Origin of the sequence: Pseudomonas onubensis (assembly GCF_965653655.1) — a bacterium.
GTDB lineage: Bacteria > Pseudomonadota > Gammaproteobacteria > Pseudomonadales > Pseudomonadaceae > Aquipseudomonas.
On record NZ_CBFHAZ010000077.1, the window covers coordinates 1 to 19,551 of the forward strand.

The 19,551-nt window shown below is 59.9% G+C and carries 15 protein-coding genes; 12 read left to right on the forward strand and 3 right to left on the reverse strand.

The annotated features are described in order from the left end of the window. Window positions 1-358: 358 nt before the first annotated feature. Window positions 359-1,636 (reverse strand): serine/threonine transporter, encoded by a 1,278-nt coding sequence (locus tag ACTD9P_RS21435; protein ID WP_438869270.1) that lies wholly within the window; start codon window positions 1,634-1,636, stop codon window positions 359-361. Window positions 1,637-2,051: 415 nt separating this feature from the next. Between ACTD9P_RS21435 and ACTD9P_RS21440 the strand changes: the two genes are divergently transcribed. The 8 genes from ACTD9P_RS21440 to ACTD9P_RS21475 all read left to right on the forward strand — a co-directional run bounded on the left by ACTD9P_RS21440 (window position 2,052) and on the right by ACTD9P_RS21475 (window position 9,530). Next, on the forward strand, window positions 2,052-2,552 hold the full coding sequence (locus ACTD9P_RS21440) for a DUF4822 domain-containing protein (protein WP_438869271.1): 501 nt from the start codon (window positions 2,052-2,054) through the stop codon (window positions 2,550-2,552). Window positions 2,553-2,609: 57 nt separating this feature from the next. Next, the gene (locus ACTD9P_RS21445; protein ID WP_438869272.1) at window positions 2,610-3,056 is read left to right on the forward strand and encodes a hypothetical protein; all 447 of its coding nucleotides are present in this window, start codon (window positions 2,610-2,612) and stop codon (window positions 3,054-3,056) included. 135 nt (window positions 3,057-3,191) lie between these two features. After that, window positions 3,192-3,761, forward strand: a complete 570-nt coding sequence (locus ACTD9P_RS21450; RefSeq protein WP_438869288.1) for a TetR/AcrR family transcriptional regulator — start codon at window positions 3,192-3,194, stop codon at window positions 3,759-3,761. A gap of 226 nt (window positions 3,762-3,987) precedes the next feature. After that, window positions 3,988-4,512: a cysteine hydrolase family protein gene (locus ACTD9P_RS21455; RefSeq protein WP_438869273.1), complete on the forward strand. Its 525-nt coding sequence runs from the start codon at window positions 3,988-3,990 to the stop codon at window positions 4,510-4,512. A gap of 96 nt (window positions 4,513-4,608) precedes the next feature. Continuing rightward, a complete protein-coding gene (locus tag ACTD9P_RS21460) occupies window positions 4,609-5,559 on the forward strand; it encodes a 2-hydroxyacid dehydrogenase (protein ID WP_438869274.1) in 951 nt (316 codons plus the stop codon). A 90-nt stretch (window positions 5,560-5,649) separates the two neighbouring features. Continuing rightward, window positions 5,650-7,542, forward strand: a complete 1,893-nt coding sequence (locus tag ACTD9P_RS21465; RefSeq protein ID WP_438869275.1) for a pilus assembly protein TadG-related protein — start codon at window positions 5,650-5,652, stop codon at window positions 7,540-7,542. Between the two features lie 130 nt (window positions 7,543-7,672). Beyond that, on the forward strand, window positions 7,673-8,740 hold the full coding sequence (locus tag ACTD9P_RS21470; RefSeq protein WP_438869276.1) for a phosphotransferase family protein: 1,068 nt from the start codon (window positions 7,673-7,675) through the stop codon (window positions 8,738-8,740). A 22-nt stretch (window positions 8,741-8,762) separates the two neighbouring features. Then, window positions 8,763-9,530, forward strand: a complete 768-nt coding sequence (locus ACTD9P_RS21475; RefSeq protein ID WP_056860254.1) for an SDR family oxidoreductase — start codon at window positions 8,763-8,765, stop codon at window positions 9,528-9,530. Window positions 9,531-9,672: 142 nt separating this feature from the next. On the opposite strand, the gene ACTD9P_RS21480 is transcribed toward ACTD9P_RS21475, so the two are convergent. Next, entirely contained in the window at window positions 9,673-10,302 is a 630-nt protein-coding gene (locus tag ACTD9P_RS21480) for a DNA-3-methyladenine glycosylase I (RefSeq protein ID WP_438869277.1), read from the reverse strand. Between the two features lie 232 nt (window positions 10,303-10,534). Here ACTD9P_RS21480 and ACTD9P_RS21485 point away from each other — a divergent pair, with 232 nt between their 5' ends. The 4 genes from ACTD9P_RS21485 (at window position 10,535) to ACTD9P_RS21500 (ending at window position 14,113) form a co-directional block, all read left to right on the forward strand. Beyond that, window positions 10,535-11,845: a C4-dicarboxylate transporter DctA gene (locus ACTD9P_RS21485; RefSeq protein ID WP_438869278.1), complete on the forward strand. Its 1,311-nt coding sequence runs from the start codon at window positions 10,535-10,537 to the stop codon at window positions 11,843-11,845. Window positions 11,846-12,017: 172 nt separating this feature from the next. After that, a complete protein-coding gene (locus ACTD9P_RS21490; protein WP_438869279.1) occupies window positions 12,018-12,719 on the forward strand; it encodes a FadR/GntR family transcriptional regulator in 702 nt (233 codons plus the stop codon). 17 nt (window positions 12,720-12,736) lie between these two features. After that, window positions 12,737-13,435, forward strand: a complete 699-nt coding sequence (locus tag ACTD9P_RS21495) for a GntR family transcriptional regulator (protein ID WP_438869280.1) — start codon at window positions 12,737-12,739, stop codon at window positions 13,433-13,435. Window positions 13,436-13,504: 69 nt separating this feature from the next. Beyond that, entirely contained in the window at window positions 13,505-14,113 is a 609-nt protein-coding gene (locus ACTD9P_RS21500; protein WP_438869281.1) for a hypothetical protein, read from the forward strand. A 457-nt stretch (window positions 14,114-14,570) separates the two neighbouring features. Here ACTD9P_RS21500 and ACTD9P_RS21505 read toward each other — a convergent pair whose 3' ends face one another. Continuing rightward, window positions 14,571-19,439 (reverse strand): NAD-glutamate dehydrogenase, encoded by a 4,869-nt coding sequence (locus tag ACTD9P_RS21505; protein WP_438869282.1) that lies wholly within the window; start codon window positions 19,437-19,439, stop codon window positions 14,571-14,573. Window positions 19,440-19,551: the final 112 nt, after the last annotated feature.

The window sequence follows — 19,551 nt, forward strand, 5'->3', positions numbered from 1 at the left end:
GACTGGTCTCAATACTGGATACGATAAACCGGCTTAATCGCATAACCTGAACCGCCGTATACGGAACCGTACGTACGGTGGTGTGAGAGGACGGCGGATGTGAATCCGCCTCCTACTCTATGCCTGCAATACAGTGTTGGCAACACCACAAACAACTGTGGGAGCTGGCTTGCCTGCGATAGCGGTGGATCAGTCACCAAATACAGTGATTGAACTACCGCTATCGCAGGCAAGCCAGCTCTTATCAAACAAAAAATAACCCATTGTTTTTGCTCTTAAAAATCAAGCCGCTTTAACCAGCTGCAACCCCAACTCCCACATTTTTAAACCTGTGCAGTCATACCGACCGCATCAAGGCTCAAGCAACCAACGAATACACCAACGCTGTAATCGCCACCAACCCTACCGCCGTCACAAACACATTTGACGCCTGCCCGCGGTACTTGGCCATGGCCGGTACTTTGCGGATGGCGTACATCGGCATCAGGAACAGGATCGAGGCGATGATCGGGCCGCCCAGCGTTTCAATCATGCCGAGAATGCTCGGGTTGAGCGTGGCGACCAGCCAGCACACTACCAGCATGAACGCGGCGGTCATGCGGTCCAGGGACTTGGCAGCCGGACGACGCCCGGTTTTCAATACCAACCCCTTAAGGCCTTCACTGGCACCGATGTAGTGGCCCAGGAACGACTTGGCAATCGCCACGAACGCAATCAACGGCGCGGCGAAGGCGATGGTCGGGTTGTCAAAGTGGTTGGCCAGGTACGACAGGATCGACAGGTTCTGCGCTTTTGCTTCGGCCAGCTGTGCCGGCGACAGGGTCAGTACGCAGCTGAACACGAAGAACAGCACCATTGCCACCATCAACAGGTGCGCGCGGCACAGGATCTGCGAGCTGCGCTCATCGGCATTGGCGCCGTACTGGCGTTTCTGGTCAACCGCGAAGGCCGAGATGATCGGCGAATGGTTGAACGAGAACACCATCACCGGAATCGCCAGCCACAAGGTATTGAGCAGCGCAGACGGCGCCGGGACTTCGTTGGCAGTGCTGAGAATGCCACCGGTCCAGTGCGGGACCAGGTACACCGCCAGGAACAGCAAGGCGACGATAAACGGATACACCATCAGGCTCATGGCCTTGACGATCACTTGCTCGCCGCAACGCACCACGGCCAGCAGGCCGAGGATCAGCACAAAGGCCAGGATCGCGCGTGGCGGCGGCATGATGTGCAGTTGGTGCTCCATGAAACTGCTGACCGTATTGGTCAGGGCCACGCTGTAGATCAGCAGGATCGGGAAGATGGCGAAGAAGTACAGCAAGGTGATCAGCGCACCGGCCTTGAGGCCGAAATGCTCTTCGACCACATCGGTGATGTCGGAGCCGGCACGGCCGGACAACACGAAGCGCGTCAGGCCACGGTGAGCGAAGAACGTCATCGGGAACGCCAGCAATGCCAGGATCACCAGGGGCCAGAAGCCGCCCAGGCCCGCGTTGATCGGCAAAAACAAAGTACCGGCGCCAATGGCGGTGCCGAACAGGCCAAGCATCCAGGTGGTGTCCTGGCGGCTCCAGCTTGTGAGGGTTGCAGGTGTCGTTGCATAGCGTTCGTCGACGCTATTGGCCTGATCATTCATCCGGTCGGATCTCCGCATTTACACGGCCGGGGCGAGTCAGAAAAACCTGACAGGCAGCGCCTCGACCATAGAAGGGGCCGGATTGTCCGGGATTCTCTCGAAGAAGCAAAGACTTAGCTGAGGAATGGTTGAGCGGCGCAGCCGCTCAAGGAGGGGTGCGGACGGCAGCTTTCAGGGGCTTGCGCAGGTTATGGAGCCGCCCCAAATCCGTTAAAAAAGCAACTTACAAGAAGTGTCCGACATTAAAACCAGACACACCCTACATCTAAATTATTTTTCCACTGAAATAGACTCTTAACTGTTACAGGACCATACATAACCATTGAGTCGCCGCCAGAGCACAAACTAAGATCGCCCCGCCCCTCGCACAAAAAAACTTGCCATGCTCTTTGTCAACAGCCCCAGGAGTTAAAGAATGAGAACACTCAGTGTTGTATTAACCGGCCTGTTTCTAATCGGTTTATTTAAATCCAGCGACAGTTACGCAACGGTAACCGAACCTGAAAGGGATGTGCAGGCGCTGGCCTCTTCCCCGCAATGGCTGACCACCAAAGTCTATATCGAGGGTGCGCCAGACAAAGACGTCAAGGCCAACTACCCCGGCGTGGTGGGCATATCAATGTGGGACCCGCAGCGCAACCGCTATGAGTTCTTCTACGCGGATACCGGGCTTTCAAAATACGCCGATGGCGGTGGCGGCTACTTCCTGGTCACCGGCGACAAGAACACCCATATTCTGGTGCCCGATGTGGGCCAGGTCAAAACCGTGGTCAGGCGCCTGGAAAAACTCGACAAGAACGAGTTCACCTACTCTCGTGAAGTACCTCGCGACATGGTTGCCAACAACCCTCCTGTTCGAATCTATGTCGTGCATGCGCCTTATATCGGCCCGATAAAAACGGCGCTGTCGAACTAGTCAGCGCTCACGCCTGACGCGACGCCCCTTACATTCATAGCCTGCGAGGTACCCAAGATGAATCCCAGTAACGCTCTCACGTCACTGTTAATACCTGTGCTGTTGACGGTTGCTTTGTTGCCCGCAGCAGCCACTGCCAACACCGCCGCGCCCGCCAGCGTAAACACTGTGGCGGCCACAGCTGATAACGCTGTTATGTTAACGGTGTTTCTCAAACATGATCAGTCGCGGCCCTTGAGCGAACTGAAGACACAATTGGCCAAGCAGGCGTTTCACACGGCATTTCCTCCTGCCGGGGTTGAAGTGGTCAGTTGGAATGTAACCATGGGCATCGGACAGATCGTGGTGCTACGCCTGCCGGCTTCGCGCCTGGTAGAGGTCAATCTGGCGATAGAGCGCACTGCCTGGGGCGTCTACACAACGGAATTTTATCCTACCTATGATTTCAGGCCGATCGCGCAAACAGAGCAGATCCAGGCGCGGCAGGCGGATACTGCTCAGTAATGGCAGTGTGGCGGCTGCCGCATGAGGAAGCTGCTGCATCGTGCGGAGAATACATTCCACAACAAATCTATTTTCGAATCGGCCCCGTTACTGTACTTTTCAATCAGTATCCGCCTGCATCCTGAGAGCCCCGCCATGCCTCGCGTCTCCCGTAAACAAGCCGAACTCAACCGCGAAATCATCGTGGAGGCTGCCACGCATCTGTTTCGTGAGCGCGGGTTGCACGGTATCAGCCTGTCAGACGTAATGGCCGCAGCCGGCCTGACCCACGGCGGTTTCTATGGGCACTTCGCGTCCAAAGAGGCATTGGCGACGGAGGCGTGCCAAAAGGCATTCGAGCAAGCGAACCTGGGCTGGCAGGAAAAAATCAGCCGCAGTGATGATGTGCGCGCCGCCCGTGAAGCCATTTTGCGCCCGTATTTTTCCACCCACCACCGTGACAACCCTGGCGACGGCTGCCCCATCTCGGCCTTCACCCCGGACATGTGCCATGAGCCCGCTGACACGGCGTTGCAACACACCTTTATTGAGGGTGTTGAACAGTCACTGCAGGTTTTTGCACAGCTTCAGGACGAAGACCGTCAGGCGATGCTCGCCAAGTACGCAATGATGATTGGTGCCGTCACGCTCGCCCGTGCGACGCGCGGCAGCAGCTTGTCAGATGAATTCCTCGAAGCGGCAAGAAACACTCTGCTGCCAGCGTGAAAGTCTGAAAGCGCCGTTGACAGCCACACGCCCGCCCCAGCATGATCGGGCCATGCACCTCATTCAGCGCTGCCTCACCCGTACCACCACCACAACCGCTTATGGCGGGTCGTGCGGTGGCTGTGGGTGCGTAAGCTAAAGACCCCCAGAACACCCCAAGGCCCCGCCAGCAATGGACGGGGCCTTTTTATTACCCCGCCCGCTGGCCACTGCAAGGAGCAAGACCATGGCAAACGCCCTGTTGATCATCGATATGCAAACCGGTTTATACGACGGGCCGGAACAGCCCTTCGAGCGCGAGCGCGTGCTGGGCACCATCAACCAGCTTATCCAGCGCGCCCGCAAGGCCAACGCGCCCCTCTTTGTCGCTCGCCACACTGGCCCGACGGGGTCGCCGATTGCGGCTGGCAGCCCACTCTGGCAACTGTGGCACGGCCTCGACGTGGACGAGGCCCGCGACCACCTGTTCAATAAAACCCGCCCCAGTTGCTTCCTGGGCACTGAGCTGGCACAACAACTGGCAGCGGCGCAGGTCGATGAGTTGGTGGTGGTCGGCATGAAAACCCAGTTTTGCATCGACACCACGTGCCGAGTGGCGGTGGAGCTTGGGTTTTCGGTGGTACTGCCCGAAGACTGCCATACCTGCATGGACACGCCGACGTTGCCGGCCAAGGCGATCATCGAGCATCACAATGCAACCTTGGCGGGGGCATTTGTGAAGCGGGTGAAAGCCCAGGTCGTCGAGTTCTAGCCGCGCCCGTGCGGGATTTTTTCTGATTGAACAAATCGTTCCGTCTTACAAATCCCGCATACTCCTTCTATCAAACCCTTCAGGAAGAGCCTTCCGATGTCCACCACTGTTCTGGTCCTGGTTGAAACCATCAACGAATACCTGCAAATCATCGAGAGCAATGACTTTCATGTGATTCTGGCACCCACACCGGCCGAACGTGCCCAAGCGATCAAGACCCACGGCGCGCAGATCAAGGCGGTACTCACCCGCGGCCCGCTGGGACTGTATGCCGAGGAAATCGCCGCGCTGCCGCTGCTGGAAATCATCTGTGTAATCGGCGCCGGCTATGAGCACGTGGACCTGCAGGCAGCGAGCAATCGCGGGATCGTGGTCACCAACGGCGCCGGCGTTAATGCGCCGTCAGTGGCAGACCATGCCATGGCCTTGCTGCTGTCACTGGTGCGCGGCATTCCCCAGACCGATGCGGCAGTGCGGCGCGGTGAATGGCCGAAAGTGATGCGCCCTTCCCTGGGCGGCAAGCAACTTGGCATCCTCGGCCTCGGCGCAGTGGGCATGGAGATTGCCAAACGTGCCACCCTCGGCTTTGGCATGGAGGTGAGTTACCACAACCGCCAGCCTCGCGATGATGTGGACTACACCTACTGCGCAACTGCCGTAGAGCTGGCGCGCACCTCGGACTTTCTGATCCTGGCCACACCCGGCGGGGCCAGCACCCGCCACTTGATTGATCGCCATGCCTTGGACGCCTTGGGGCCGAACGGTTACCTGGTCAACATCGGACGCGGCAGCGTGGTGGTGACCGCCGACCTGGTGGCTGCACTGGAGCAACGACGTATTGGCGGCGCCGCGCTGGATGTGTTCGACGACGAACCGAAGGTGCCCGACGCCCTCAAGCGCCTGAGCAATACCGTTCTCACCTCCCATGTCGCCGGCTTGTCGCCGGAAGCGGCCCACGACACCGTGCAACGCGTGGCCGACAACCTGGTGGAATACTTCGCCGGCCGCCCAGTGCTGACACCGGTTACCCTGCCGCCGCGCAACTAGTAGCGATTAGCCAGCGCCGACGCAAAACCTGACTACACTGCTTGCGGGGATGCTCAGGACGTCGGTGCTGGACCGGCGAAGGAACGCACAATGATTGGCCATGGATTCGGCCCGGCCCGCCAACGCGGCGCCATCGGCCTGATAGGCGCGGTAACCCTGGGTATTGCGCTGCTGTTTCTGCTGCTGGTGGTCGACAGCGGTCGCCTGTACCTGGAGAAGCGCAAATTGCAGCGTGTGGCCGATACGGCTGCGCTGGAAGCGGTGAGCCGCAGCGGCAAATGCGCGGCGCCCACTAACAATGCTGCGCAGTTTGCGACCGAAAGCGCGGCGCGCAACAACTTTAGCCTCGACGACAATCGCACGCTGACCACCGCCTGCGGCACCCTGGCCACTGGCGCGGACTTTATGCGCACCTTCAGCGCCGACCCGAGCAAAACCGATGCTATCCGGGTGATTGCCACCCATCGCGTGCACACCAGCCTCGCCCATGGCTTGCTCACGCTGTTCTCGCGCCAGCCCGTCAACCTGACAACGCTGCTGAGCGCCACCGCCGTCGCCGCCGCGCCAACGCCTACGGTTGCCCAGCTCACGGTTCGCAGCACCTTATTGACCGTGGACAGCACCAAGTCTGTCGCCCTCAACGCCTTGATCGGTGGCCTGCTGGGCGGCAAGTTGCAACTGGACGCAGTCGGCTGGAACGGCTTGCTCAATACCGATATCAGCTTGCTCAAGTACCTGGATGCGCTGGCCATCCAATTGAAAGTCAGCGCCGGTAACTACGACCAACTGCTCAAGACCGACGCCACCGTCGGCCAACTGATCCAGGCGGCCATTGATGTGCTCAAGCTGGGCGGTGATGCGGTCAAAGTGGTGATCAACAACCTGGAAGCCATCAAGCTGATTGCGCCGGGCACGCAGATCCTGCACCTGGGCGACCTGATCAATATCCAGAATGGCACCGACAAAAGTGCGCTGGATGTGAACCTGCAACTGTTCAACCTGATCCAGGGCTTTGTGCAGCTGTCGAACAAGGCCAGCGCGGTTGCCGTGGAGTTGCCGGTGAATGTGCTGGGCCTGCTCGGCGTAACCGTGTCGACCAAAGTGATCGAGCCCGGGCAGGTCTCCAGCATCGGCAACCCTAAAGATATCGCCAAGCAGCCCATCTATGTGCGCACCGCCCAGGTGCGCACCTTGATTTCGGTAAAACTGCCGATCGTCACGCTGGTCAACAACCTGCTGGGTGGCACGGTGCAAGCGCTGAGCGACCTGTTGGGCGGCCTTTTTGGCTTGCTCGACCCCAATTGTTGCCTGGTCGCCAGCCTGGAAATCGGCGACACCCTCGACATCGCCCTTGAAGCCGCTGGCGGCAGCGCCACGGTCACCGGCTACAGTTGCGACAGCGGCAAAAAGTCGTTGTCGGTACTCGGCGAAACTTCGGCATTGCGCGCAATGATTGGCCAGGTCGACCCCAAGAATCTGTACTCGTCCACAGAAACACTCAAGGTAGACGAGTACCCGGTGGTGGATATCGGCACTAAAACCTGCAAGCGCGGCACGGGCGTGTGTGGTGACAGGCAGGCCTTTGCGGCGGGCGGCCTGGGCATCCGAATCGACAGCGAAGTGTTGAAAACCGCGCGTGCGCACACCTACACCGACCCGCCCGCGATCAACCAGCAACCGCTCTATTACGCATTCGCCAGCTCGAACGCAGTCAGCAGCCTCAAGGAAACACTCAACGGGGTCCAACTGATCAACCACCCGCCGAAAATGGCCAGCCTGTTGGGCGCGGTGCTGGGCCTGGTCACCGGCGTGGTCAACGGCTTGCTAACCACCCTGGGCGGCTTGATTGCCGGACTGCTCGGCCCGCTGCTCGACCCCATCGTCAACAACCTGCTCGCCGGCCTGGGCATCGACCTGGCGAAAGTCGAAATCGGTGCCAACCTGTCGTGCAACCCCGGTGGCCGGGCCATGCTGGTGATTTGAGCACATCAGGCCCACTGATCATCGTCCAACACGCTAACCTATTAAGCCGCCCCGACCTTGTCGCTGGGCGGCAGTGCGCATTAGATTAGCCAATAGTCCAAGGCCTTTAGAATAAGCAGAAGGGATAAGCATGGCGCTTAACGACCAATCGACCCAGATTCGCCCCGGCGAAGAACTTGATGCCAGCCTCATCGATCCCTACCTCAAGGCGCATATTCCGGGCCTTGCCGGCCCGGTCAAAATCAGCCAGTTCCCCGGTGGTGCATCTAACCTGACTTACCTGCTGGAATACCCCGATCAGGAATTTGTGCTGCGCCGCCCGCCGTTTGGCCACAAAGCCAAGTCCGCCCACGACATGGGCCGCGAGTACCGCATTCTCAACCAGCTCAAGGATGGCTTCCCGTATTGCCCCAAAGCCTATGTGCACTGCCTTGATGAGTCGGTGATCGGCGCCGAGTTCTATGTGATGGAACGCGTCAACGGCATCATCCTGCGCTCCGACCTGCCGGCCGAACTGGGCCTGGACGCGGCCAAGACCGAGGCGCTGTGCAAAAGCTTTATCGACAAGTTCGTCGAACTGCACCAAGTCGATTACGCCGCCTGCGGCCTGGCCGACCTGGGCAAGCCCGAAGGTTATGTAGAGCGCCAGATTCGTGGCTGGAGCGACCGCTACGAAAAAGCCCTGACGCCCGACGCGCCCAGCTGGGAAAAGGTGCGTGCGTGGCTCAACGACAAGATGCCGGCCGACCACCCGACTTCCAGCATCGTGCACAACGACTATCGCTTCGACAACGTGATCCTCGACCCGCACAACCCGATGCAGATCATCGGCGTACTGGACTGGGAACTCACCACGTTGGGCGACCCACTGATGGACTTGGGCAACACCCTCGCCTACTGGATCGAAGCCGCAGACCCTGCGCCCGTGCAACTGATGCGCCGCCAGCCGAGCAACGCGCCCGGCATGCTCACGCGCCGCCAGTTTGTGGATTACTACGCCGAACGTGCGGGCATCCAGATCGACAATTTCGACTTCTACTACACCTACGGCCTGTTCCGCCTGGCCGGCATTGTGCAGCAGATCTACTACCGCTTTTTCCACGGCCAGACCCAGGACAAACGCTTTGCGCAGTTCATCCATATGAACAAGCTGCTGGAGCAAATGAGCCTGAATGTCATCGCTAAATCAGCCCTCTGACTACACGAGCAAGGAACCTAGCATGTCCAAGACCCATCTGTTCGACCTTGACGGCAAGATCGCATTTGTTTCCGGCGCCAGCCGTGGCATTGGTGAGGCCATCGCCAAGCTCCTGGCCCAGCAAGGCGCCCATGTGATCGTCTCCAGCCGCAAGCTCGAAGGCTGCCAGCACGTGGCCGACGCGATCATCGCCGCTGGCGGCAAAGCCACCGCCGTGGCCTGCCATATTGGTGAAATGGAGCAGATTACCCAGGTGTTCGCCGGCATCCGTGAACAGTTCGGGCGCCTGGATATCCTGGTCAACAATGCCGCGACCAACCCGCAATTCTGCAACGTGCTGGACACCGACCTGGGCGCGTTCCAGAAGACCGTTGACGTGAACATTCGCGGCTACTTCTTCATGTCGGTGGAAGCCGGCAAGCTGATGCGCGACAACGGCGGCGGCAGCATCATCAACGTGGCCTCGATCAACGGCATCTCCCCAGGTGTATTCCAGGGCATCTACTCGGTGACCAAGGCCGCCGTGATCAACATGACCAAGGTATTTGCCAAGGAGTGCGCGGCGTTCGGCATCCGTTGCAACGCGCTGCTGCCGGGCCTGACCGACACCAAGTTCGCCTCGGCACTGGTCAAGAACGACTCGATCCTGAAGATGGCCCTGGCGCAGATTCCACTCAAACGCGTGGCCGACCCGAGCGAGATGGCCGGTGCGGTGCTGTTCCTGGCCAGTGACGCGTCCAGCTACACCACCGGTGTTTCACTGAATGTGGACGGTGGTTTCCTGTCCTGACCTGACCTTGCAGGCACCGCAAACCCCTGTGGGAGCAAGCTTACTGTGGCGAGCAAGCTTGCTTGCGCTGGGGTGCGAAGCGCCCCCAAAAATCGGGAGACTGCTGCACAGTCCAACGGGAGCAAGCTCCCTCGCCACACACTTACGGGCGCTTGAACTGTTGCCGTAGCGCCTCTATGCGCGGTCGGCAAACACAGCCTTCAAGGTGATCATTGACCATGCCCATCGCCTGCATCAGCGCGTACATCGTGGTTGGGCCAACAAAGGTCCAGCCGCGTTTTTTCAAGGCTTTGGACAAACGCATCGACGCCGGTGACGTCGGGTTGCCGGTCCAGTAAGCCATGTCCACCACCGCCGGGCGCTCCTCTGGCGTGGGTTCAAACGCCCACAACCAGCGCGCCAGTGAACCGGTCTGGTCCACCAGCTCACAGGCCCTGCGCGCATTGTTGATGGTCGAGACGATCTTCGCGCGGTTACGCACGATGCCTGGGTCGTTCATCAGCCGCTCGATATCGGCCTCGCCATATTGCGCCACGTGGCGAAAATCAAAGCCTTCGAACGCTGCGCGAAATTGCTCGCGCTTGCGCAAAATGGTGATCCACGCCATACCCGCCTGAAAACCTTCCAGGCAAATCTTCTCGTACAGCTGGATATCGTCTGCGACCGGCACGCCCCACTCGCTGTCGTGGTAACGCGGGTATTCGACGGCGGCTGTGCGCCAGGTGCAGTGCGTCTGCCCGGCTGCGTCGGTGGTCAGTCCCGGTTTATCCATGCATCACCTCGCCAATCAAGGCGCGGATGATAAGCGAAAAAATTTACCGCCCGCCAACCGCTCAAGCATCGCCCTTACCGACCAACTGGTCAGACCGGGACCTGTCAACCGCCGAATATTTACTTGTGGTTTGAAAAAAACCCGGCGTAGACTGGCCGCGCACTGGACTTACCGGTAAGACCACAACAATTAAGCCCTGGAACCACCAGGGCACCGAATAGAGATCCCTCCCATGCTCAGATGGTGCTCGCGTTCGATTTTCCTGCAAGTCGTGATTGGCCTGATGCTCGGCATAATTTGCGGCCTGGCCCTTCCCGAATTCTCCTCGCAACTCAAACCCCTGGGTGACGGCTTTATCAAGCTGATCAAAATGCTGATTGGCCTGATCGTATTCTGCGTGGTGGTCAGCGGTATTTCCGGTGCCGGCGACTTGAAGAAAGTCGGGCGCATCGGCTTGAAATCAGTGATCTACTTTGAAGTGCTGACCACCGTCGCCCTGGTGATCGGCCTGATCATGGCCTTCAGCACCGGTATCGGCCAAGGCGCCAATATTCACTTGGAGCAGCTGTCGTCCGCCGGCCTCAATGAGCTGGCCGACAAGGGCCAGCACCTACGCGGCACCAGCCAGTTCCTGATGGACCTGATCCCCAACTCGGTGATCGGTGCCTTTGCCGACAACAATGTGCTGCAAGTGCTGCTGTTTTCGGTGCTGTTCGGCAGCGCGCTGAACCTGGTGGGCGAAGCCGCTTCCGGTATCTCACGGCTGATCAACGAGCTTAGCCACGTGATCTTTCGCATCATGGGCATGATCGTGCGCCTGGCGCCAATTGGCGTATTCGGCGCCATTGCCTTCACCACCAGCACCTACGGCCTCGATTCTCTGCAACACCTGGGCAGCCTGGTGGGCTTGTTCTACCTGACCTGCTTTGCCTTTGTCGGGCTGGTGCTGGGCCTGGTGATGCGCTTGTCCGGCCTGCGCATGTTGCCGTTGCTCAAGTACCTGCGCGAAGAGCTGCTGATCGTGATGGGCACCGCCTCCTCCGACGCGGTGTTGCCGCAGATCATGCGTAAACTCGAGCACCTGGGCATTGGCAGCTCCACCGTCGGGCTGGTGATTCCGACCGGTTATTCGTTCAACCTCGACGGTTTTTCGATCTACCTGACCCTGGCCATTGTGTTTATCGCCAATGCCACCGGCACACCGCTGTCGATGACCGATTTGCTGACCATCCTGCTGGTGTCGTTGATCACCTCCAAAGGCGCGCACGGCATTCCGGGTTCGGCGCTGGTGATTTTGGCGGCCACACTGACCGCGATCCCGGCGATTCCGGTGGTGGGTCTGGTGCTGGTGCTGGCGGTGGACTGGTTCATGGGCATCGGCCGCGCGCTGACTAACCTGATCGGCAACTGTGTGGCCACCGTGGCCATCGCGCGTTGGGAAAAAGATATTGATATCGAGCGCGCCAACAAGGTGCTCGATGGCCAGCAAGGGTATGCCTTCCAGGCCAAGAAGCCGGTACTGCCCGCGCATCAGGAGTTCTAACCCAGTCTATGAACGACACAAATCAAATGTGGGAGCGGGCTTGCTCGCGAATGCGCAGTGTCAGTCGACAAATTTATCAACTGACCCACCGCTTTCGCGAGCAAGCCCGCTCCCACATTTTGATCATCGCTCATTTGACCATCGTATTGGCAACATCCAAGGAGACGTAGACGTGATCAGCACTTCAACCGTCGTCAACTCAGTCGTAGAAAAACTGCGCGCCGCACTCAAGCGGGGCCAGTGGCGCCAGGGCGACATGCTCCCCGGCCAGCGTGAACTGGCCGAACAAATGGGCATCAGCCGCCCGAGCCTGCGCGAAGCCGTGATCGTGCTGGAAACCCTCGGCCTGGTGCGTTCGATGCCCGGCAAAGGCGTGGTCGTACTGGAAACCAGCGTCAGCGAGCCACAGTCCAGCGACGCGGTGGCCGACGCCAGCCTCGAAGATATCCTGCAACTGCGCTACACCCTCGAACCTTTCATTGTCGGCCTGGTGGCCCAGTCCATCAGCAGCAAGGAAGTCGGCCAACTACGCCTGACCTTGATGGACATGCGCGAAGCCCTGGATGCCGGTGACGCCGAAGCGGGCATGAACGCTTACATCGGCTTTCATGAAGAGTTGTTCGCGCTGACTTCCAACCCGATCTTCCAGAACGTGGTGCAGCAAACCAGCAACGCCCTCAAGCAAAGTGCCCAGGTATTGCGCAACTCGCCTGAACACCTGGCCGAACGCCTGCAGGAAAACGAGGCGGTGGTGCGCGCCATTCGCAACAAGAACAGCGCCCTGGCCAGCGCCGAAATGCGCCGGCACATCCTCCAGGAAGGCCTGCGCATGGGCATTCGTTTGAATATCCCGGATGACCATCTGGGCAGCTGATTTTTTGGAGACTGGCCATGAGCGCCCACGCCCTGCAACGCAATGCCGTCCTCCCTGCCCTGCGCCTGGTTGGCGGTAAAAAACCTTCGGTGGATGACATCTACCCACGCCTGTTCGACGCCATCCTCGAACAACGCATCGCCCCGGCGAGCCGCTTTACCGAAGAGAGCCTGGGCGAAACCTTTGGTGTGAGCCGCAGCGTGATTCGCCGCGTGCTGGCCAAACTGTCCCATCAGCAAGTGATCATCCTGCGCCCCAACCAGCGCGCCCAGGTGGCGGCACCGGATGCGCAGCAGACGCGGCAGATTCTCGAAGCACGGCGGCTCACGGAAATGACCGTGGTACAACTGGCGTGCGTGCACGCAACGCCGACGCAGGTTCGCCAGTTGCGCGAGCTGATTGCGCGGGAACGCGACTGCATCGAACGCGACCAGCGCGGCCCGGCGATTCGGTTATCGGGGGAGTTCCACCTGCAACTGGCTGCAATGGCGCGTAACGCGCCATTGGCACAGTTCCTCAACAGTTTGGTGCCGTTGACGTCGTTGATCATTGCGCAATATGAAGCGAAAGCCTGCACGTACTGCGCGTGGCAGGAGCATCTTGCGATTGTCGACGCAATCGAGCAACGCGACGTGAACAGTGCGACAAGCCTGATGACCCGGCATCTGGACCACTTGGAAGGCAAACTACTGCCGCTTGGGAAAAGCCCGACATAACGAGCACTCGCTAAGTAGCAGAATGCATTCATTCCTTCCATCAAGGCCCACATACGGATGAATACTTCTATGCGCCCCCTCGCCTTTACCTTGCTCGCCGCCCTTTTCATACCATCGCTCACGGTTTACGCACACGCCGGTGACGACGCAATCATCACACCCGCGCACCCCGTCTGGCTGCTTGAGCGGCCCGACGTCGACAGCCCGATGTTGACCACCGCACGGACTTTTGGTGACAGCACTTATAACGATTTCCACACCAAGGCCAGCCTGGAAATCAGCTGCCATCCACGAAACCCTACGGCCGGGCTGGCACTGCAAATAGAGCCGCAATCGTTGGGCTTCGACATTGAACCCTTTCATGGTCCAGACGCCAGTACCAGTGGGCCGCTGCGTATTGCCACAGGAAAACGCACGGCCATCGAGCTTGCGGTCAGCGGCGTCTGGGCTTACGCCGGGTCTTTCCAGCTAGGAACCGTCTTTGCGTTCAGCACCCAGGTGCCGCGCGATGAATTGGCTTACTGGGCCAGTGATGCCTCACGGGGCCAGACGCTGAAACTTTTGTTGGCGCCTGCCATGGCAGGCGGCAAGCCGCTGACGGCGACCTTCACGTTGCCGGCAAATAACAATGGGTTGAAAAAAGTTATCCAGCCGTGTTTGGGCGCTGCCGGCGCATGAGAACGCCTGGACACAGTGTGGGAGCTGGCTTGCCTTATGCCAGTCAGTTAAGACATAGCCGGTAATTGTGGCGAGGGAGCTTGCTCCCACTGGACTGCGTAGCAGTCCCATTTTTGGGGCCGCTTCGCGCCCCAGCGGGAGCAAGCTCCCTCGCCACAGGTTACTGGTGGCCAGTTCTAGCTCTTAACTTGTTTTATCTTGGGGGGCATATCCGTTATTTAGGTCACGGCGGCCTGAGTGGTTGAAGCAAGAGCCAGATCAAGTGCAAGGCAAAAGCCTATCTACCTGTCGCAAGCCCGCTCCCACAGTTGACCGCATGCAGTTTTGAATATGAGGTCGGCTGCGGATTTGCATGCACTGAAGAGCTCCCGCCTTGGATTTGTGGTGTTTGGTGAAGGGTGTTCCAACAAAAAGCCCCCGTATCTCACGATACGGGGGCTTTTGTTTTACCGAGGGATCACGCCGGTTGCAGCACCGACTGACCGCTCAACGCCAGGTCGAGCAACTCACGGTTGGCGACCGCATACATGGCGTAGTCCGTGCCTACCGCTGCACGGATTTCCACCATCATTGCGCGCCAGCGATCGGCCATGTCCTGGTGCTGTTCAAGCCATAGCGCCACGCGGGCCTCCATGTCTTGTGGCGCATCGGCCATTTGCAGAACCGAAATGGTGATCGCCCGTTGCTGCCAGTCCACGTCGTCGCGGAACGCTTCGCGGGCCTGGGCCTGCCAGTTGTTGGCTACCGGCAGATCGCTGATCTGCTGCAGGTACCACGGCAAGTCCAGCGCGCTGCCGACGGCGAAGTAGGCCTTGGCCACTTCGGCGGCATCATGCCCGGTCACGTCGGCGGCTTCGATGATCGGCAGCAAGGTGTACAGGTGGGTAGTGCCTGCAACCATGCGTGCCAACAACTCCGGTACGCCGGCTTCGGTGTAGGCCTGGTAGCGGTTCTGCCAGCCTTCGCGGGTCGGGCCTTCCAGCAGTTCGTCGAGCTTGAGGCCCAACGCCGCCAGGTGCGGACCGAAGTGCGCGGTGTCGCGGCCAGCGTCCTGCTCGTTGCGACGGCTGCGCAGGAACCAGCGCGTGGCACGACGGCCCAGGCGCATCAGTTCATCCATCAGCTCCAGTTGCACGTCAGCAGAAACCTGGTGGTCCAGGGCTTCGATCTGACGGAACCAGTGCGGGAGGTGGAAGATGTCACGCACGATCACGTAAGCACCGGCCACGTTCGCCGGGCTCATGCCGGTCGACTCTTTGAGTCGTTGAACGAAGGTGATGCCCATGTGGTTGACCAGGTCGTTGGCGATCTGGGTGCTGACGATCTCGCGCTTGAGGCGGTGACGGCGCATGGCTTCGCCGAACTTGGCGACCAGGCTCGGTGGGAACGCGGTCTCCATGTCACGGGTCAGGTAGTCGTCGTCCGGCACCAGCGACTTGAGCAGGGCTTCCTTGAGGTCGATCTTGCTGTAGGAGATCAGCACCGACAGCTCGGGACGGGTCAAGCCCTTACCGGTGGAGGCACGCTCCACAAGCTGCTCTTCGGTCGGCAGGTACTCGATGGCGCGGTCCAGCTTGCCACGGCCTTCCAGGTCGCTCATCAAGCGCTTGTACTCGGCGGCACGCTCGTAAGCCTTGCGCGCGGCCAGGGACAGAGCCTGGGTCTGCTTGTAGTTGTTGCCCAACACCAGGTTGCCGACTTCGTCGGTCATGCTCGCCAGCAGCTGGTTGCGTTGCTTGTCGGTCATGTCACCGGCCTGCACCACTTCGTTGAGCAGGATCTTGATGTTCACTTCGTGGTCGGAGCAGTCCACGCCACCGGCGTTATCGATAAAGTCGGTGTTGGAACCGCCGCCATTGAGGCCGAATTCCACACGGCCCAGCTGGGTCATGCCGAGGTTACCGCCCTCGCCCACCACCTTGCAGCGCAGCTCGTTGCCATTGACGCGCAGCGCGTCGTTGGCCTTGTCGCCTACATCGGCGTGGCTTTCGGTGCTGGCCTTGACGTAAGTACCGATACCGCCGTTCCACAACAGGTCCACCGGCGCCTTGAGCAAGGCGTTCAACAGTTCGGTCGGGGTCAGCTTGTCGGCCGAAATATCAAAACGCGCTTTCATCTGTGGCGAAATAGCGATGCTTTTGGCACTGCGCGAGAAGATCCCGCCGCCTTCGGACATGATGCTGGTGTCGTAGTCGGTCCAGGCCGAACGCGGCAGCTCGAACATGCGCTGGCGCTCGACGAAGCTGGTGGCCGGGTTCGGGTTTGGATCAATGAAGATGTGCAAGTGGTTGAAGGCCGCGACCAGTTGCAGCTTGTCGGACATCAGCAAGCCGTTACCGAACACGTCACCGGCCATATCGCCGACGCCCACCACGGTGATGCTGTCTTCCTGCACGTTGATGCCGCGCTCACGGAAGTGACGCTGCACGCCCACCCACGCGCCCTTGGCGGTGATGCCCATTTTCTTGTGGTCGTAACCGGCCGAACCACCGGACGCGAACGCATCGCCCAGCCAGAAGCCGTAGTCGATGGCAATGCCGTTGGCGATGTCGGAGAAGGTCGCAGTGCCCTTGTCCGCCGCAACGACCAGGTACGGATCATCGTCGTCATGGCGCACGACGTTGACCGGTGGCACCAGGGCGCCGTCCTTGAGGTTGTCGGTAATGTCCAACAGGCCCGAAATGAAGATGCGGTAGCAGGCGATGCCCTCGGCCGCGATCTCGTCACGGGTGCCGCCCAATGGCAGGCGACGCGGCAGGAAGCCACCTTTGGCGCCTACCGGCACGATCACCGAGTTCTTCACTTGCTGGGCTTTTACCAGGCCGAGCACTTCGGTACGGAAGTCTTCTTCACGGTCGGACCAGCGCAGGCCACCACGGGCAACGTTACCAAAGCGCAAGTGCACGCCTTCGACACGCGGCGAGTACACGAAGATTTCAAACTTCGGCACCGGCTTGGGCAGCTCAGGAATGGCACGCGGGTCGAACTTGAAGCTGAAGTACGACTTGTTCTGGCCGTTGGCGTCGGTCTGGTAGAAGTTGGTACGCAGGGTGGCCTTGATCAGGTCCAGGTAGCGACGCAGGATGCGGTCTTCGTTAAGCACCTGAACATCGTCCAGGGCCGTGAGAATCGCTTGTTCCAGGCGTTGCTGCTTGTCTTCCAGGTCGTCAGCGGTGAGCTTGCGCGCCAGGTAGAAACGGGTCTTGAACAACCGGGTCAACTCACGCGCGATGTCGGTGTGGTTGTTCAGGGTGCTGGCGATGTAACCCAGGTCGAAGCCCAGGCGGATCTGCTTGAGGTAACGGGCGTAAGCACGCAGCAGCGCCACGTCGCGCCAAGGCAGGCCGGCGGTGAGTACCAGACGGTTGAACGCATCGTTTTCGGCATCGCCATGCACGATGTGCACGAACGCGTCCTGCAGGGTGTCGTTGAGCTGCTGGATATCCAGGTTCACGCCTTCGGCGGCGATGAAGGCAAAATCATGGATCCAGAACTCACGGCCATTGGCGTGACGCAGGCGGTACGGGAACTCACCCAGCACGCGCAGGCCGAGGTTTTCCAGGATCGGCAGCACGTCGGACAGCGCCAGTGGCGTGTCGGCGTGGTAGAGCTTGCAGTGCAGCTCACGCTGGCCGGAGACCTGGCCCAGCGGCTGGTAGAAGCTCATCACCAGCGGGTTGGCTTCGGTCAGGCTGTTGAGGTGCTGCATATCGACCACGGCCGAATGCGCAGCAAAACGCTCGCGGTAACCTGCCGGGAAGCCTTTCGGGAAGTCTGCCAGCACGTTGGTGCCCTGGGCCTCGCCGAAGCTTTCCACCACCAGGCTGGCGTAGTCGTCCTGCCAGCTGCGGCAGGCCTGCACCACTTCTTTTTCCAGTTGAAGCGGGTCGATGTCCAGGCGGTTCTTCGGGTCTACCCGCAGAATCAGCTGCACACGGGCCAGTACGGACTCGGAGAAGAAGGTCCAGAACTCGCAGTCCGAGGCTTTGAGGCGATCCATCAGCACTTGCTGGATCTTCTGGCGCACTTCGGTGGAATAGATGTCGCGCGGCACATAGGCCAGGCAGTAGCAGAAACGACCGTAGGGGTCTTTGCGCAGGAACACGCGGATCTTGTTGCGCTCCTGGATCTGCACGATCGACATCACGGTGTTGAACAGTTCGTCGACCGGGGTCTGGAACAGGTCATCACGCGGCAAAACTTCAACCACCTGGGCCAGCTCTTTGCCCAAGTGCGCCTTGGCCTGGAAGCCCGAGCGGTGCTCGATTTCCGCGACTTTACGGCGGATGTAAGGGATAACCCGCACGCTTTCGCCGTACACCGACGAGGTGTACAGGCCCATGAAGCGGTGTTCCTTGATGACCTTGCCGTCGGCGCTGATCTCACGGATCGACACATAGTCCGGGTACGCCGGGCGGTGTACGCGGCTTGGGTGCGCGGCCTTGGCGAACGACAGCACGGTCGGTTCACGCAGGTAGGCCACGGCATAGTCTTCGATGCGCGTGTCTTCGGCGGTGAGGCCGGCACGCAGCAATTTGGTCAGACCGAGGAAGGAGCCGGTGTCATATTCGATATGACCGCCGTCCGCCTCGTCACGTACCACGAACTCTTCATAGCCAAGGAAGGTGAAGTGGTTGCCCACCAGCCATTCCAGGAAGCTCTTGATCTCGGCTTTTTCTTCGCCGTCGATGCTGAACTGGCTGGCGTCGATACCGGCCAGCAGGTCCTGGACCTTGGCTTTCATCGGCTCGAAGTCGGCCACGGCCACGCGCACTTCGCCCAGCACTTGCTCAAGCTCTTTGCTCAGCACGTTGAGTTCGGCGGCATTCGCGCAACGGTCGATTTCCAGGTACATCAGCGATTCTTGCTGGATGCCTTCGCCCTGGGTGCCTTTTGGCAGGATTTCCAGCAACTCGCCTTTTTTGCCGCGACGCACGCTGAGCACGGTGGTTTGCAGGGTGTGGATGCTGTAGCCACGGCGGTTCAGCTCGGTGCGTACCGAGTCGACCAGAAATGGCAGGTCATGGTGCAGCACTTCGACCGCTGTGTGGGTCGACTGCCAGCCATGACGTTCGTAATCGGGGTTGTAGACCCGCACTTGCGGTTGGGTGTGGTCAAAGCGCTCAAGCAGGCGCCAGGCAGACAGGGTGCAACCGGCCAGGTCGGAAAGGCGACGCTGGGTCAGTTCGTCCAGGGAAATAATGCCGAAAAATTGCTCAGCGAACAGCGCCACTTGTGGCAGTGCCTGTTCACTGATGTGCTGCGCCAGTGCCGCTTGCAGTTGATGCTGAAAGTCGGACTTGCTGGCTGCGGTGAAGAACGCCATCTGTGGTACTCCGCTTGGGCTTGTTATTGATGGAAGCGTCGCGTGTTATCCCCTTGCGGGGAGACCGTCAGCTCTGTTCGTCGCTAACCATATAACGAATCGAGGTGACAGG

Excerpts from the sequence above, each read along its gene's own strand:
- ACTD9P_RS21435 (WP_438869270.1), bottom strand. The coding sequence starts at position 1,636 with ATGAATGATCAGGCCAATAGCGTCGACGAACGCTATGCAACGACACCT.
- ACTD9P_RS21440 (WP_438869271.1), top strand. The coding sequence starts at position 2,052 with ATGAGAACACTCAGTGTTGTATTAACCGGCCTGTTTCTAATCGGTTTA.
- ACTD9P_RS21445 (WP_438869272.1), top strand. The coding sequence starts at position 2,610 with ATGAATCCCAGTAACGCTCTCACGTCACTGTTAATACCTGTGCTGTTG.
- ACTD9P_RS21450 (WP_438869288.1), top strand. The coding sequence starts at position 3,192 with ATGCCTCGCGTCTCCCGTAAACAAGCCGAACTCAACCGCGAAATCATC.
- ACTD9P_RS21455 (WP_438869273.1), top strand. The coding sequence starts at position 3,988 with ATGGCAAACGCCCTGTTGATCATCGATATGCAAACCGGTTTATACGAC.
- ACTD9P_RS21460 (WP_438869274.1), top strand. The coding sequence starts at position 4,609 with ATGTCCACCACTGTTCTGGTCCTGGTTGAAACCATCAACGAATACCTG.
- ACTD9P_RS21465 (WP_438869275.1), top strand. The coding sequence starts at position 5,650 with ATGATTGGCCATGGATTCGGCCCGGCCCGCCAACGCGGCGCCATCGGC.
- ACTD9P_RS21470 (WP_438869276.1), top strand. The coding sequence starts at position 7,673 with ATGGCGCTTAACGACCAATCGACCCAGATTCGCCCCGGCGAAGAACTT.
- ACTD9P_RS21475 (WP_056860254.1), top strand. The coding sequence starts at position 8,763 with ATGTCCAAGACCCATCTGTTCGACCTTGACGGCAAGATCGCATTTGTT.
- ACTD9P_RS21480 (WP_438869277.1), bottom strand. The coding sequence starts at position 10,302 with ATGGATAAACCGGGACTGACCACCGACGCAGCCGGGCAGACGCACTGC.
- ACTD9P_RS21485 (WP_438869278.1), top strand. The coding sequence starts at position 10,535 with ATGCTCAGATGGTGCTCGCGTTCGATTTTCCTGCAAGTCGTGATTGGC.
- ACTD9P_RS21495 (WP_438869280.1), top strand. The coding sequence starts at position 12,737 with ATGAGCGCCCACGCCCTGCAACGCAATGCCGTCCTCCCTGCCCTGCGC.
- ACTD9P_RS21500 (WP_438869281.1), top strand. The coding sequence starts at position 13,505 with ATGCGCCCCCTCGCCTTTACCTTGCTCGCCGCCCTTTTCATACCATCG.
- ACTD9P_RS21505 (WP_438869282.1), bottom strand. The coding sequence starts at position 19,439 with ATGGCGTTCTTCACCGCAGCCAGCAAGTCCGACTTTCAGCATCAACTG.